The sequence below is a fragment of the Rhizobium sp. 05N49 genome (assembly GCF_056396805.1).
In genome coordinates this window covers 83155-95818 of the sequence record NZ_JBFTME010000016.1, presented here as the reverse complement: position 1 = coordinate 95818, position 12664 = coordinate 83155, and the positions used below count along the sequence as shown (strand labels likewise).

The window sequence follows — 12664 nt, the reverse complement described above, 5'->3', positions numbered from 1 at the left end:
GTTACGGAAGTACGGGGCAATCGGATCAGGAGTTTCATGAAGCACGCATGAAAAAGGCCGGTCGAGCCGGCCTCTCTCAACGAACGGGTCTTTGCCCGATCAGTTGTCGTATTCGCGGCATGCCTCACTGATCGAAGCGCCGCTTTCGCCGCCGCGCGTATCGACACCCGTGTTCTGCTGCGCCATGCCGGGGCAATCGATGGCCTGGCCGCCGATGCTCTGTGTCGTGGCCGGATCGACCGCGCTTGAGGGAACCGGATGAATGCCGTTGCTGTCACTCGTATAATCCGAGGAGTAATTGCCCGAGCCCGGGTCCGTGGAGCCGCCGTTGGTCGGGCCGATAGTGTCGGGATTGGACTGGGCAAATGCCGACGAAGCCATGCCGATGGCAAGCAACGAAGCGGCGATAAGGGATTTACGCATGGGAGCTATCCTCCTTCGATTTTCATCTTTGGTGACATGTGCCTAACCCGCGAGGCGATTGCTTGTTCCGAAATTTAAGCGGCGCGGTTGAAGTGATTGCGATGGTTACGCGTAAACCTTAACCGCGAAAGCCGCTTTGCCTCCGCCCTTCCTTGCCTTACCTGCGCAGTGAATCCCCGTTTACGGCATGAGGCCGCCATGTTCATTTCACTGCGCGAGGCAGGCGATCTCTGCCTTCAGATGGTACTTGCTCTCGCCTTGACCTTGGGCGGCATGGCGCTCGCTTCCACCGTTGTAAAGGCCACCGAGCAGCGGGTTGCCGCCATCGATGTCAACCGCCCGTTGCTCTGGTCTGCCGGCCCCGTCCGCGTCGAAAGCATTCAGCTTTTTGCTGGGCGAGAATTGGCTGCGGGCGACGGGACAGGCTGCCACGATGCCATCGGCCTCAGAATATCCTGCGACCTGGCGACTTTTTCGTCGAGCAGCAACTTCTGATCCAGCGATGGATTTTCCAGCTTTCTTCCGGGTTTTGGAGCTTCGTTTCTTTAGTCCATAAAATTTATGGATAATCTGGCCGAGATGCGTTGCAGCGGCCTTGCTGCGCCTGCGCCAGGAGACAGCAATGACAAAAATCTTGATCGTGCCGGGTCTGTTCGGTTCCGACGAGGGGCATTGGCAGCACTTTTGGCTTGATGATGTGCCGCAGAGCCGGCTGGTCGGCCAGGACGACTGGAACCACGCCCGTCTGGACCACTGGATGGAACGGCTGGAACAGGCACTCCTGGAAGCTGGAGAGGCCTATATCATTGCCCATAGCCTCGGCTGCATCCTGACGGCGAGGCTCGCCGACCGGCCAGTGGCACGCAGGATCAAGGGAGCGCTTCTGGTTGCCCCTTGCGATTTGCCGGCCACCGAACGGCTGCATCCCGGCTCGCTCGCTTTCGGCCCCATGCCGACTACCCCGCTTCCCTTTCCGAGCCTCACCGTCGGCAGTCTCGACGACAAATACATGTCGCTCGACCGACTGAGCTTCTACACTCGCCTGTGGAAAACCGAAGTTCGCAACATCGGCCTCGCAGGCCATATCAATATCGCCAGCGGTTTTGGCCGCTGGACCGGCGGCTATACGCTGTTTGATGTGGTGAAAGGCAAGGCGAAGGCAAAGAGGCCGCAGATATCCCCGCATACCACGACCGCGGCATCGGCCTGACATTTTATCGGGACACGCGCAAGAAACGGGTTGAACTTACACCTTCGCGATACGATTCTGATACCTGATGGAATGTGAGGGCTTCACCATGGCTCAGAAAGTGCATCAATACCTGATTTTTGAAACAGCAGGCGGCTTTTGCGGCATTGAATGGAGCGATGCCGGCGTGACGCGGTTCCAGCTGCCCACGAAAAGCGCCGATTCGACAGAACGATTGTTGCTGCGCCGTCTGCCGGCTGCCGAACCCGGCAAGCCGACGCCGCAGATTTTGGACGCTGTTGCTGCGGTGAAGCGTTACTTCGAAGGCGAAGAAATCGACTTCTCCACTGTCGCCGTTGACCTTGACGGCCAGGACGCATTCTTCCGCGATATCTATGCTGCCGCGCGCCGTATCGGCTGGGGTCGCACGACGACCTACGGCACCCTGGCGAAGGAGCTTGGGGTGGGGCCAGAGGCAGCGCGCGACGTCGGCCAGGCGATGGCAAAGAATCCTGTCGCGCTCATCATTCCCTGCCATCGGGTGCTGGCGGCAGGCGGAAAGATCGGTGGCTTTTCGGCGCCTGGTGGTTCGACGTCCAAGCTTCGCATGCTGGAGCTCGAAGGCGTGCATGTCGGTCCACCGCCTCCTGCCCAGCAATCCCTCGATTTCTGAGATCTATCGCAAGCAAGTGCTTGGAATACGGCGGAAAACCTCGCTATAAATCTCTGTCTATAGCGAGGTCTTTTCATGAAGAAGATTTTCAACCCGCCATCCGTCCGCCGTCCCTTCGGAAATTACAATCACGGTCTGCTCATACCGCCGGGCGCATCCTTGCTGGTCACGTCAGGTCAGCTCGGCATCGGCCTCGATGAAAAGATTCCTGAGGATGTGACGGCCCAGGCTGAGCTCTGCTTCGAAGCGATCAAGGCGATCCTCGCCGAGGCCGAGATGAGCTTTGCTGATGTCATCCGCATTTCAGGCTTTGTGACGAAACGGGAAGACTTCCCGGCCTATATGGCGGTGCGCGACCGCTTCACGCTCGACCCGAAACCCGTTTCGACGCTCATTATCATCAACGGCTTTACCCGGCCGGAATTCCTGGTGGAAGTGGAAGTAACGGCGGCGAAGGTTTTCTAGGATTTGATCGCAAGCTCCGCGGCGATTACGACGGGGCGGCTCACCGGCGCGGCAGCAGCGCCCATGGCGGTGCGCGCATGCTGGCCGATATCGGCGCCGAAGAGATCGACCACCATGCGGGGTGCGCCCGGTTAGGTGTACCGATGCAAGCCCCCCTAGAATCGCTCCATCGCGTCCTTCACTTTCGCCAGGAACGCTGCCCGTGTCTCGGGGGTGCAGTTGTTCATGTCGTAATGGGCGAGAAAGGTAACCGGCTTGAACGGGTCGATCTGCGCCCGCAAGACACGCTTCACGATCTTCTTTGGCGGATTGCCGGCAACGAAGGCGCGGAAAGGTGTCGCGCCATAGGTCAGCACCGCCCCAAGCTTCTTGATATGCCGCAGGCGGGATTCGACCTTGCCGTTCACGAGCGCGAAGGAAACGCCGGGAAGCCAGACCCGGTCGAAATAACCTTTCAGGATCGCCGGGAAGCCGAAATTCCAGACCGGTGTGCAGATGACCAGCGCCTCGGCCTGCTTCAGCCTGTCGACATAGGGTTTCACCAGCGAAATATTGTCGGGATAGTCGTGGTAGACGAGCCGATCATGTTGCGACAGGACGGGATCGAAATTCTCCGCATAGAGATCGCAGGCATCCACATCGTGCCCGGCCTTGGCGAGGCTCTCCAGGGTTTGTCTGTAGAGCGCCTTGCCGTAGCTTTCCTCGACCGGGTGCGAGTGGAGGACAAGAACCCTCATGAAGCCTCCATGACGGCGGCAAGACCCGGGAAAAGGTAGTTCTTGCCGGCATCGAAATCGAAATTGGGATTCTCCCAGGCGATCATCTTGCCAGGATTGAGCAGCCCCTTCGGATCGGTCTCATGCTTGAAGGCGAGCTGCACCTTGTCGGTGCGCTTCATGCCTCCCTCTTCGAGCGTATAGCGGTGCGGGTTGAAGATCGGGCAGCCATGATCCCGATGGATCTTGATGATCTCTTCCAGCCGCTCCTCTGTCGTATAGCGTACCAGCGGCAGGCCCGAGCACTGGATCTGCCCATCGAACTTGATGAATTCGAGATGACCCGGCACCTCATCGCCGAAGATCTCCACCATCTTTTTCACCTTGGCCACATGATCCGGTCCCGGATACTGCACCTGCAGATAGGTGAAGGTGGGATCGACCTTGAGCGCACGCAGCGTCGTATGGTTCCAGGCTAGCTCATAGGCGTGCGGAATGCCACGCATGCTCTCGACCTTGTCGGAGCGGAACATGATTTCGCCCTTCTGCGCTGCCGTGAAAGCCAGGAAAGCATCCATGGAATGCGGCGCGATCATCAGCACGACGATCGACTGGCCCTGGCGGATATAGGGCTTGTGGCGGGTGAAATAGTCATGCGGGATAGGGGCCGCGATTGGCGCGATTTCCTTGACGAGAATGCCGTTGCATTTCGCCAGCGCATCGGAGAAGCGCACTGCATCCATGAAGTCATCGTAGCCGACTAGCACATCCACCCAGTCATAGGCGGGTGCCAGTGGCATCTCGATTTCCGTGATGATGCCGTTGGTGCCATAGGCATGGCTGACCTTCTGCAGATCCCAGCCGGTGAGATCGAGCACGCGCGGCTCCGCTTCCATGGTCACGACACGCAGGCGCAGGATATTGCCGAGATCACGCAAGCCGCCCCAGGTGATCGAGCCGACACCGCCGGAACCGCCGGCGATGAATCCGCCGACCGTCGCCGTCTGGGCGGTCGAGGGGTGGAAGCGCAACTCCTGACCGGAATGTGCCTTGGTCTGCTTGTCGAGTTGGGCAATCACGATGCCGGGTTCGCAGATGACGCGACCCGGATGGATTTCCTTGATCTTGTCCATGGCGGCGAGGTTGAGCACGATACCGCCTGAGAGCGGCATGGCCTGACCGTAATTGCCCGTGCCGGCGCCGCGCGGGGTGACGGGCACGCCATGGGCGAAGGCGACCTTTAGCGTCTGGATGACTTCGGCCTCGTTTTTCGGCGTGACGACGATATCGGCGGTCACATTATCGAGCTGCGCCTTCAGGATTGGCGAATACCAGTAGAAGTCGCGGCTCTTCTGGCGAACGAGCGCCGGATTGTCCTCGATCGCGATACCTTCGAGTTCTTTTTTGATCTGCTGATAATCGGCCATGTCAGGCTCCAACGACGCTATCGAGTTCACGGTAATCCGGCAGGCTGCGGTCGATCACCTTGCCGCGACGAAGCACGACGCGGTCAGACTGCGGACGGGAAAGGAATTCGCTCCAGCGCCTGGCGCTGAAGAGCACGAGATCGGCGGGGCTGCCGACGGCAATGCGGCTCATCTGCGGCCTGCCGGCAATCTTGGCCGGTGACGTCGTGACGACGCGTGCCGCGGTGTCGAGCGGATGATCGAGATGCAGGATGCGCACTGCCTCACGAAACACTTCGACCGGATCGAGATCGCCATAGGCGTAGAAGGGATCGCGTGTATTGTCGGAAGAGACAGCCGTCTCGACACCGGCAGCCGCCAGTTCCTTGAACAGCGTGACACCGCGCCAGCGCGGCGTGCGGCCGGGATACCGATCCTGCAGGTACATGTTGCACATCGGCAGCGAGATGACCGAAACCCCGGCCTTTTGAACCAGTTCGACCGTCCGCCGCGCGATATCGTCATCGTGCCGCGCCAGCGAGCAGCAATGGCCTGCCGTCACCTTGCCTTCGAACCGGTTGCGCAGAACGGCTTCAGCGATCGCCTTCAATGTTTCTGCGCCTGGATCCTCGGTCTCGTCGACATGCAGATCGACATCGAGGCCGTTCTCCGCCGCCGCGCGCAAAAGCGTATCGAGCTGCCAGTCGAGCGCTGGTCCCATCTTGGTGACACCGCCAAGCAGCCCACCCTTGTCCTTTACGACAGCAACAAGATCAGCGAAAAAAGCCTCGTCGACCATGTTGTCCAGCGGGAAGAGAGCGACCGCCTGCAAGGCAATCTTGTCTCTCCATTCCTCCCGGATCGCGGCAAAGACCTCGAAGGAAATCCGGTGCTGGGGTGCCAGCGAATCCAGATGCGTGCGGATAAGCCCAGTGCCGTGTGCATAGGCTGAACGCAGCGAAAATTCCATGCGCTTGCGCACATCCGCCGCCGACCAGTTCGCCTCGCGGTCCCGGCCGACCGCCTCCAGCGCACCCATGAAGGTTCCGTCGGGATTGGGCTTGCGGGGCCAGATATGGCCCTTGTCCAGATGTGTATGGATATCTGCAAAGCAAGGCCACACCATGCCTTCCCGCATGTCGGACTTGGCGAATTCGGCCGGCGCTGTTCCGGGAGGCAGGATTGCCGAGATGAGACCGTCGGCTATCACGATATCCGCCTTGACGAGGCCTTCATTGGCGACGGCAGCAAAGCCGCTGATGGCGACAGCCGGAAGCGTTGCGTTGGCGAGCATGAAACGGCCCGCATTCGGGGGGGACATGAAGGAATAGGTCATCAATTTTCCCGCTTCAGGCTGCTCTCATGCCAGCGATGCAGACTGAGCCATGAAATGAAGGAGGTAATGGCGAAGATCGCGACGCCGAGCATGGACAGCATGAAGAGCGCGGCAAAAAGGCGGGGAATGTTCATGCGATATTGCGATTCCAGCAGACGGAAGGCGAGGCCGGAACCGGCACCCGCCGAACCTGCGGCGAATTCGGCAACCACGGCGGCAATCAGCGCTAGGCCGCCGCCGATGCGAAGCCCGGTCATGAAATAGGGCTGGGCGGCCGGGATCTTCAGGTAGATCAGCGTCTGCCAGCGCGAGGCGCCGTAGAGTTCGAAGAGGTTGATGAGATTATGATCGACGCTCTTCAGGCCCTGGACCATGTTGGACAGGATCGGGAAAAAGGCGACGAGGAAGGCGCAGATCAGGAGCGCCACCTGYGTCGACGGAGCGTAGATCAGGATCAGCGGTGAGATCGCCACGATCGGCGTGACCTGCAGGATGACGGCGAGCGGGTAGAAGGCGATTTCGATCCATCGCGATTGCACCAGGAAGATCGCAAATCCCACCCCCCCGATCAGTGCCAGGACAAGCGATATCAAGGTGATCTGCGTGGTGACCCAGAGGGCAGGGGCAAGTGTGCCCCAGTCATGGATGAAGGCCGCTGCCACAGCGCCAGGGCCGGGCAGGATATAAGGCGGAACACCCGAGAGCACGACGTAGAACTCCCAGATGACGATCAGCACGCCGATCACCAGAAAAGGCACAGCGATGCGAAGCGCCAGATCGCGCCTCTTTGCGTTGATCGGATTGGGAACGGACAGGGGCGCGGTCTCGCTTGTTTCGATGCTCTCGACGCTCATCAATGTTCCTCCGCTCCGCCTATTGCCTCGATCAGCGAACGCGATGCCGTCTCGCAGGCCCGACGGTATTCTTCCGAGGTCCGGTAATGCGAATCCCGCTCAAGGCTTGTTGTCAGCGGAAAATCCGCATGGACGCGGCCCGGCCGCGCCTTCATCACCACGATGCGGTTGGAAAGATAGGCAGACTCGAAGACGGAGTGCGTCACGAAGATCACGGTGATGCCCGTCGCTTTCCACAGCCGCAGAACGTCGTCATTGAGCTTCTGGCGCGTGATTTCGTCGAGCGCGGCAAAGGGCTCATCCATCAGCAGCAGTTTTGGCTTGGTCACCAGCGCGCGGGCAATCGACACACGCATCTTCATGCCGCCGGAGAGTTCCCGCGGATAGGCATCGGCGAAATCCTGCAGGCCGACGGTTGCAAGGACCTCCGTGATCCGATCCCTGGCCTGCGCCTTGGAAACGCCGCGCAGTTTCAGCGGCAGGTAGACATTGCCGAACACGGTCTTCCACGGCATCAGCGTCGGTTCCTGGAAGACGAAGCCGATATCGCCCTCCGGCAGGCCCTGCGAATTGATGCGCGAACTTGGCCAGTCGATCTTGCCCGACGTGGCGTCGCCGAGACCGGCGATGATGCGGAGTGCCGTGGATTTACCGCAGCCGGAAGGGCCGAGAAGGCTGATGAATTCGCCGCTCTCGACCGTCAGCGACATGCCCGAAAGCGCGATCGTGCCGCTGGAAAAGACCTTCGAGACCGACTGCATGACGACCAGCGGCCGCTTGCGAGTCTCCTTCGAAGGCGCCGCCTTGGTTTCCGCTAGGGACATTCTCTCGCTCTTTTATCGAAGGGGAAGCGGCCCGCCGCCGGGTGGCGACAGGCCCGCCTTGGGAGACTTATTTCTTCAGCGATGCGCCGACGTTCTTGCAGACGAATTTCGTCGTAAAGGCTTTGGTATAGTCGGTCTCAGGCTTGAAGACCTTGATCGCTACCATTTCGTCGAAGAACTTCTTGTAGTGAGCGTCGGTAATGCAGCCGATGCCCTTGTCCAGGCCGTCGCCGGACTCGATGATGCCGTATTCTTTCATCTTGGCGATCGAATAGGCGATCTGGCCATCCGTCATTTCCGGATTGTCCTTCTTGATCAGCGCATTGGCCTTGCTGTTGTCGCCGTAGAGATAGCTGTACCAGCCCTCGATAGAGGCATCGACGAAGCGCTGCACGACGTCAGGCTTGGTATCGACCATCTGCTGGGTCGTGGTGATCATCGTCGAATAGGGCGAATAGCCGTTGTCGGCGAGCAGGAAGACCTTCGGCTCCCAGCCGGTCTGATTCTGGATCTCGTAAGGCTCCGAGGTCAGGTAGCCCTGCTGGGCGGATTGCTTGTCGGCAAGAAACGGGCCTGGATTGAAGTTGTAGGGCTTGTACTGCTCGTCCTTGAACCCCGGAAAATTTGCTTTCATCCACTCGAAATAGGTGAGGTAGCCATCCTTGCTGAGGAACAGGCTCTTCAGTTTCGCAAGATCCCCGAACTTGTCGATGCCGACGTCAGGATGAGCGATCAGGATCTGCGGGTCCTTCTGAAAGATCGCGGCAACGTCGACAAGCGGAATACCCTGTTCGACGGCGGAGATTTCGCCCTGCGGCCCGCCCATGTAGAAGTCGATCTTGCCGGAGATCAGCAGCGCGTTGTTGGCGGCATTCGGCCCGCCCTGCACGATAGAGACATCAAGGCCGTATTTTGCATAGGTTCCGTCGGCGACGGCCTGATAGAAGCCGCCATGCTCTGCCTGTGCCAGCCAGTTGGTGCCATAGCTGACCTTGTCGAGCGCATGGCCCGGTGCACTGGCGACAAGCATGCCGCCAAGCCCAAGAAGGGCAGAAAATACGGATGTTTTCAATCTGTTGGACATGGCGGCGTTCCCCTTCTGGTGCCTTGGAAGCTCGTTTTCGGCCCCCGATTTTCTTCATTTGAGCGATTGCTTCGCTCTTTGAAAAGCATCAAAATTCGTGCGCAACGATGCCTTTTTGGCATCTCACATGATGTCTGTGCCTAATTTGGGCGCTGTGCTTAAAAACGATGCAACGAGGTCTCGATGCTGCACTCCAGAAAGCTTCTGTACATCAACGAGATCGCCCGCACCGGCTCGATCCGGAAGGCTGCCGCGCGTCTCAACGTCGCTTCTTCGGCGATCAACCGACAGATACTGGCTCTCGAAGAGGAAATGGGTGCGCCGCTCTTCGAGCGCCTGCCGCGCGGCTTGCGGCTGACGGCCGCCGGCGAACTCTGCATCGAGCATATCAGAGAGGTTCTGAAGAACTACGAGCGGCTGGAAGGTCGCATCAAAAGCCTGAAGATGCAGCAGGCCGGCAAGGTGCGATTGGTGACGACGGTCGGTCTTGCCGCGGGACCGCTGCCGGAAATCATCGCCCGCTTCCAGTCCGAGCATCCGCGCGTTTTCATCCATCTGCGCAACGATGCCGGCACGATGACCGTCAATCCGGTTCTGTCGGGTGAGGTGGATATCGGCCTCGGCTTCAATATTCAGGCCACACCCGGCATCCGCACGCTCGGCAATTTCGATATCCCGATCGGCGTCGTCCTTCCGCCTGGCCATCCCCTGATCGGGCCCGGTCCGATCAGCCTTGCCGATGTCGTGCAGGAGCGGCTGGTGCTTGCGCAGCAGGGCACCAGCCTGCGTGAGGTCATCAACCTCGCAATGGCGAGGCTCGATATTCCTGTCGAGCCGGTTCTGGAGACCAACGCTTCGGAAATGCTGAAGAAACTGGTCAAATGCGGGGCAGGGCTCTCCATGCTGAACCCGCTTGATGTCATCACCGAATGCCGCCAGGGCGAACTGGTATTCCGCCCGATTGCCGAGCCGCACAGCCGCCATCAGCCGATGAAGCTCTTTGCCCGTGCCCGGGCGCCGCTCGATTCCGCCACCAGCCTCTTCGTTGAATACTTGCTGGCCGAGCTTGCCGGCCTTGTTCAGGAACTGCAGGCCAAGGGACACATCCCGCTCGAGCGTCCTGTCGTTGCCTGACTATCGCGAATAGAGGTTGGAGAGCGGATAGCGCATGAGGTCACGGAGAAGCTCAATAAAGCCCTTCACCTGATGGCGGCAGATCGCTTCACCCTTTTCGGCCGTTCCCTTCGAGGCGTCGCCGACAACCCCGTTCGGATTGAGATCGTGCGCGATCCAGGCGAGCGAATGCGGCGGCAGCGGCTGGATATACTGCGATTGCTCGCGCATCCATTCAGCCTTCGATGTGAAATTCTCAGCCTTCTCCATCCGCACCAGTTCCGGCCGGAAATGCAGCATCAGCGAGGTTTCCACCTCGCCGCCATGAATGCCGTAGCGTGTCTCGTGCTCGCTGATCATGCCGTCAGGATTGCCGAAGCGGCCCCATTGTGTGGAAACGACGGCCATCTGGTGGCGCACGCGCAACTCGCGCGCGACGATGCTCATGATATCGACATTGCCACCATGCGAGTTGACGATGACGAGCTTGCGCAGCCCGGCCTCCGCCACCTTCGCGCCAATCGCCGTCCAGACGGGGATCAGCAGCTCGGCGCCGAGGGAAAGCGTGCCTGGACCATAGACATGCTCATTGGCCTTGCCGATTTCCTGGGTTGGCAAGACAAGGATATCGAGGTCGTCGGGCCGTTGTCGGCGCAGTTCCGCCAGCATGCCCTCGGCGATCGCCACATCGGTTGCTATGGGCAGATGCGGACCGTGTTGTTCTGTCGAAGCGATCGGCAGGATGGCGATGGTCGTATCGGCGGAAAGAGCGGCAAAATCATAAGTGTTCAGTTCATTCCAATAGAATGGTATCGCCATCGCCGCTTCCCTCTTTGTCATTCTTCGATAGTGAGTAGGGAATAACGCGGCATGCGAAAAGCATCGATTTGCGCGCGCGCCGCTGCCTTTTTGCGTGCATGATGCCGGTAGTCCAATGTCAGGTCATCTTTGGAGCTGGAAATAAATATTCCGCCGCTGGCCCATTCGAGGAAGGCTTTCGTTTGACCGCGCTCGGCGCAGGTCTGTAGATAGTCATCTGCACGCAGAACTGCCTGTGAGTGCTCAGATTTAACGATCCGCAATTGGAGGGCCGACCATGAGCCTACGTATCAACGATATTGCTCCCGATTTCACCGCCGACACCACCCAGGGCCCCGTTCAGTTCCATGACTGGATCGGCAGCGGCTGGGCGGTTCTCTTCTCGCATCCGAAGAACTTTACGCCGGTTTGCACGACCGAGCTCGGCACCATGGCTGGCCTCGAGGGTGAGTTCAAGAAGCGCGGCGTCAAGATCATCGGCATTTCCGTCGATCCGGTCGAAAGCCACGGCAAGTGGAAGAACGACATCAAGACGGCGACCGGCTTCGATGTCGAATATCCGCTGATCGGCGACAAGGACCTCAAGGTCGCCAAGCTCTATGACATGCTGCCGGCCGGTGCCGGTGAAAGTTCCGAAGGCCGCACGCCCGCAGACAACGCCACCGTGCGCTCCGTCTTCGTCATCGGCCCGGACAAGAAGATCAAGCTGATCCTCACCTACCCGATGACGACGGGCCGCAATTTCAACGAGATCCTGCGCGCCATCGACTCCATCCAGCTGACCGCCAAGCACCAGGTTGCGACGCCCGCCAACTGGAACCAGGGCGACGACGTCATCATCACCGCCGCCGTCTCCAACGAAGACGCCATCGCCCGCTTCGGCTCCTTCGATACGGTTCTGCCGTATCTCAGAAAGACCAAGCAGCCATCGGCGTAAGTTTGCTGCGCTGACGCTGGACCAATCAAAAGACGCCCTGGTCTGCCAGGGCGTTTTTTTATGTACTCCAGATTACCCAGGCGTATCCGGTTTGCGTTTCGTTCCGGCGCAGTTGCTTGCAAGAGTGGTAACTATACGTGTCCTCGGATCCATACCGTATAGCTTCATGCGCGAGCACGACACCGCGTATTAACGCAATCGTTGCAATGATGAAATCGACGCGTGCACTTGGTTCGACTTTGGTCAAGCCTGAGGCACCAAACGATAGATCATTTTCTGAGGCAATTTCATGAAAGCAAACCTGTCCGTCCTGAAATACTGGCGTGCCGCTATTGCTGATAGTACGTCGGGGGACGCATGCCTAACAAAAAGGGCTATGGAGGAGTTTAAGGTCGTCAGTTTCGAGGAAGGGAAAACGGGATGTCTTGACGATAAGACCGTCAAGATTCTTTTTGCCAATACCCCTTCGACTGTACAGCAAATCAGCGTGAGTTATCGACCTTTGCATATGCGCCGGCGATTCAGCAATGCGGTACAGCGTGGCGACGGCTTGCCGCTGGAGGTTGCGCCGATCATTTCCGAAGCGCTTTTGACGCGCAAAGGCCAGATCATTCCAGGCGCGACGCGAATAGCCCGCGATATCCTTGATCCGCTCTTGCTTGGCGCCTTTTCAGTCGGTGGCGTTGAAAACCTGGATCACTTCCTTACGGAACATCCGTTCGAAACAGATCCAGAAGATCCGAAACTATGGGAGAAGTATCGAGCCTACTGCAGCAAGCTAATGGGCGATGTTGCTCACAACTAGCCAGAAAATGATCCCGGATA

General features: G+C 59.1%; 15 protein-coding genes. 7 read left to right on the top strand and 8 right to left on the bottom strand.

The window, feature by feature from the left end:
- Window positions 1-99 precede the first annotated feature (99 nt).
- Window positions 100-423, bottom strand: coding sequence for a hypothetical protein (locus AC1DF8_RS26735; RefSeq protein ID WP_112545174.1), 324 nt, complete (start codon window positions 421-423; stop codon window positions 100-102).
- 198 nt (window positions 424-621) lie between these two features.
- Here AC1DF8_RS26735 and AC1DF8_RS26730 point away from each other — a divergent pair, with 198 nt between their 5' ends.
- From AC1DF8_RS26730 to AC1DF8_RS26715, 4 genes are all read left to right on the top strand, one after another.
- Window positions 622-918 carry a hypothetical protein gene (locus AC1DF8_RS26730; protein ID WP_478155684.1) on the top strand — a complete coding sequence of 99 codons (297 nt, stop codon included), beginning with the start codon at window positions 622-624 and terminating at the stop codon, window positions 916-918.
- A gap of 127 nt (window positions 919-1045) precedes the next feature.
- Window positions 1046-1633 (top strand): RBBP9/YdeN family alpha/beta hydrolase, encoded by a 588-nt coding sequence (locus tag AC1DF8_RS26725; protein WP_478155683.1) that lies wholly within the window; start codon window positions 1046-1048, stop codon window positions 1631-1633.
- Window positions 1634-1721: 88 nt separating this feature from the next.
- Window positions 1722-2285 (top strand): methylated-DNA--[protein]-cysteine S-methyltransferase, encoded by a 564-nt coding sequence (locus tag AC1DF8_RS26720; RefSeq protein ID WP_478155682.1) that lies wholly within the window; start codon window positions 1722-1724, stop codon window positions 2283-2285.
- Window positions 2286-2360: 75 nt separating this feature from the next.
- Complete coding sequence (locus AC1DF8_RS26715) at window positions 2361-2750, top strand: RidA family protein (RefSeq protein WP_112545171.1); 390 nt, start codon at window positions 2361-2363, stop codon at window positions 2748-2750.
- 155 nt (window positions 2751-2905) lie between these two features.
- Here AC1DF8_RS26715 and AC1DF8_RS26710 read toward each other — a convergent pair whose 3' ends face one another.
- The 6 genes from AC1DF8_RS26710 to AC1DF8_RS26685 form a co-directional block, all read right to left on the bottom strand.
- Complete coding sequence (locus AC1DF8_RS26710; RefSeq protein ID WP_112545170.1) at window positions 2906-3487, bottom strand: NAD(P)H-dependent oxidoreductase; 582 nt, start codon at window positions 3485-3487, stop codon at window positions 2906-2908.
- Window positions 3484-4893, bottom strand: coding sequence for an FAD-binding oxidoreductase (locus AC1DF8_RS26705; RefSeq protein WP_478155681.1), 1410 nt, complete (start codon window positions 4891-4893; stop codon window positions 3484-3486). Before AC1DF8_RS26705 ends, AC1DF8_RS26710 begins: the two co-directional genes overlap by 4 nt.
- 1 nt (window position 4894) lies before the next feature.
- Entirely contained in the window at window positions 4895-6208 is a 1314-nt protein-coding gene (locus tag AC1DF8_RS26700) for a cytosine deaminase (protein ID WP_478155680.1), read from the bottom strand.
- The gene (locus AC1DF8_RS26695) at window positions 6208-7062 is read right to left on the bottom strand and encodes an ABC transporter permease (RefSeq protein ID WP_478155679.1); all 855 of its coding nucleotides are present in this window, start codon (window positions 7060-7062) and stop codon (window positions 6208-6210) included. Before AC1DF8_RS26695 ends, AC1DF8_RS26700 begins: the two co-directional genes overlap by 1 nt.
- Complete coding sequence (locus tag AC1DF8_RS26690; protein ID WP_112545166.1) at window positions 7062-7886, bottom strand: ABC transporter ATP-binding protein; 825 nt, start codon at window positions 7884-7886, stop codon at window positions 7062-7064. Before AC1DF8_RS26690 ends, AC1DF8_RS26695 begins: the two co-directional genes overlap by 1 nt.
- A 67-nt stretch (window positions 7887-7953) precedes the next feature.
- Window positions 7954-8970 (bottom strand): ABC transporter substrate-binding protein, encoded by a 1017-nt coding sequence (locus AC1DF8_RS26685; protein WP_112968593.1) that lies wholly within the window; start codon window positions 8968-8970, stop codon window positions 7954-7956.
- Between the two features lie 183 nt (window positions 8971-9153).
- Here AC1DF8_RS26685 and AC1DF8_RS26680 point away from each other — a divergent pair, with 183 nt between their 5' ends.
- Window positions 9154-10104 carry a LysR family transcriptional regulator gene (locus AC1DF8_RS26680; protein WP_112545164.1) on the top strand — a complete coding sequence of 317 codons (951 nt, stop codon included), beginning with the start codon at window positions 9154-9156 and terminating at the stop codon, window positions 10102-10104.
- Here AC1DF8_RS26680 and AC1DF8_RS26675 read toward each other — a convergent pair whose 3' ends face one another.
- A complete protein-coding gene (locus tag AC1DF8_RS26675) occupies window positions 10105-10902 on the bottom strand; it encodes a creatininase family protein (protein WP_478155678.1) in 798 nt (265 codons plus the stop codon). It lies immediately after the preceding gene.
- A 277-nt stretch (window positions 10903-11179) separates the two neighbouring features.
- Here AC1DF8_RS26675 and AC1DF8_RS26670 point away from each other — a divergent pair, with 277 nt between their 5' ends.
- Together AC1DF8_RS26670 and AC1DF8_RS26665 are read left to right on the top strand one after the other, a co-directional pair.
- Window positions 11180-11839, top strand: a complete 660-nt coding sequence (locus AC1DF8_RS26670) for a peroxiredoxin (RefSeq protein WP_018114238.1) — start codon at window positions 11180-11182, stop codon at window positions 11837-11839.
- Window positions 11840-12128: 289 nt separating this feature from the next.
- Window positions 12129-12644, top strand: coding sequence for a hypothetical protein (locus tag AC1DF8_RS26665; protein WP_478155677.1), 516 nt, complete (start codon window positions 12129-12131; stop codon window positions 12642-12644).
- The last annotated feature ends 20 nt before the right edge of the window (window positions 12645-12664 follow it).

What these genes read in the sequence shown, in the direction of transcription:
- AC1DF8_RS26735 (WP_112545174.1), bottom strand. Translation starts at nt 423, where the DNA reads ATGCGTAAATCCCTTATCGCCGCTTCGTTGCTTGCCATCGGCATGGCT.
- AC1DF8_RS26730 (WP_478155684.1), top strand. Translation starts at nt 622, where the DNA reads ATGTTCATTTCACTGCGCGAGGCAGGCGATCTCTGCCTTCAGATGGTA.
- AC1DF8_RS26725 (WP_478155683.1), top strand. Translation starts at nt 1,046, where the DNA reads ATGACAAAAATCTTGATCGTGCCGGGTCTGTTCGGTTCCGACGAGGGG.
- AC1DF8_RS26720 (WP_478155682.1), top strand. Translation starts at nt 1,722, where the DNA reads ATGGCTCAGAAAGTGCATCAATACCTGATTTTTGAAACAGCAGGCGGC.
- AC1DF8_RS26715 (WP_112545171.1), top strand. Translation starts at nt 2,361, where the DNA reads ATGAAGAAGATTTTCAACCCGCCATCCGTCCGCCGTCCCTTCGGAAAT.
- AC1DF8_RS26710 (WP_112545170.1), bottom strand. Translation starts at nt 3,487, where the DNA reads ATGAGGGTTCTTGTCCTCCACTCGCACCCGGTCGAGGAAAGCTACGGC.
- AC1DF8_RS26705 (WP_478155681.1), bottom strand. Translation starts at nt 4,893, where the DNA reads ATGGCCGATTATCAGCAGATCAAAAAAGAACTCGAAGGTATCGCGATC.
- AC1DF8_RS26700 (WP_478155680.1), bottom strand. Translation starts at nt 6,208, where the DNA reads ATGACCTATTCCTTCATGTCCCCCCCGAATGCGGGCCGTTTCATGCTC.
- AC1DF8_RS26690 (WP_112545166.1), bottom strand. Translation starts at nt 7,886, where the DNA reads ATGTCCCTAGCGGAAACCAAGGCGGCGCCTTCGAAGGAGACTCGCAAG.
- AC1DF8_RS26685 (WP_112968593.1), bottom strand. Translation starts at nt 8,970, where the DNA reads ATGTCCAACAGATTGAAAACATCCGTATTTTCTGCCCTTCTTGGGCTT.
- AC1DF8_RS26680 (WP_112545164.1), top strand. Translation starts at nt 9,154, where the DNA reads ATGCTGCACTCCAGAAAGCTTCTGTACATCAACGAGATCGCCCGCACC.
- AC1DF8_RS26675 (WP_478155678.1), bottom strand. Translation starts at nt 10,902, where the DNA reads ATGGCGATACCATTCTATTGGAATGAACTGAACACTTATGATTTTGCC.
- AC1DF8_RS26670 (WP_018114238.1), top strand. Translation starts at nt 11,180, where the DNA reads ATGAGCCTACGTATCAACGATATTGCTCCCGATTTCACCGCCGACACC.
- AC1DF8_RS26665 (WP_478155677.1), top strand. Translation starts at nt 12,129, where the DNA reads ATGAAAGCAAACCTGTCCGTCCTGAAATACTGGCGTGCCGCTATTGCT.